Below are 928 nucleotides of genomic sequence, written 5' to 3'. Positions count from 1 at the left end.
ACACCCCCAGCCAACCAGACCCCCCGATCACCAGTCGAAAACAGCTGACCGCCCTACACCCTCAATTGCGAAGAGCCGCTTTGGATTCAATTCTGCCGAAGTGCGCAGTCACCAGCTGTATACATTGCGCGTCGAACAGCCCCGGCTCATTGAAGTACTTGTCGCCGCGGCCCAGAAATATGACGTCGAGGTAAGCAGAGGCGCGCAGCAGCCGCTACCGGCCGTTCGCTCCGTCGGTTCCGCTGGTGCCACTAGATCCGGGGCCCAGCGACTGCCCAGCGTTACCGGGCGTGCTGCCCGAGCCGGCCAGACCCGCACTGCCGCCGTTGCCGGCAGTCCCGTGGGCACCTCCGGCACCACCGAGGCCGCCGATACCCGCTGAACCGAACAATCCGCCGGCCCCGGCGTTGCCGCCGGCGCCGCCGTTGCCTCCGTTGCCCGCGTCGCCGCCTCGACCACCATCACCGGCGTCACCACCCGCGCCTGCGATGCCGTTCGTATTAGATCCGGTACCCAGGGCTCCACCGTTGCCGCCGTTGCCGCCGTGGCCGCCGACGTCGCCGTTCCCGCCGAACCCGCCGATGCCGCCGCCGCCGCCGTTGCCACCATTGCCGAACAACCATCCACCACGCCCCCCGCTACCCCCGGCGCCACCGCTGGAGCCGCTGGTGCCCGAGGCGCCGGTGCCGCCGGTACCTCCGTCCCCTCCATTGCCACCGTTACCGCCCTGGGTGGTGAGTTGGCCGACGCCGTCGTTTGCATGGCTGCCGCCCGCACCGCCGGTGCCACCGTTACCACCCGCCGCGCCGATGCCACCGGTGCCTCCGTCACCGCCGTTGCCGCCGGTGCCGCCTTTGCCGCCGATCCCGCCGGTTTGGTTGCCGGCACCCCCGTTGCCGCCGGCGCCACCCGCCGCGCCCGCCCCGCC

Annotated in this window: 1 pseudogene; it reads right to left on the bottom strand. The window is 71.4% G+C overall.

Going from position 1 to position 928, the window contains the following annotated elements:
• Positions 1 to 214 precede the first annotated feature (214 nt).
• Positions 215 to 928: pseudogene (locus AO501_RS38165) on the bottom strand (hypothetical protein); the annotation flags it as partial.

This window comes from Mycobacterium gordonae (assembly GCF_001417955.2).
GTDB lineage: Bacteria > Actinomycetota > Actinomycetes > Mycobacteriales > Mycobacteriaceae > Mycobacterium > Mycobacterium gordonae_B.
This window is presented reverse-complemented; position numbering and strand designations above follow the sequence as displayed.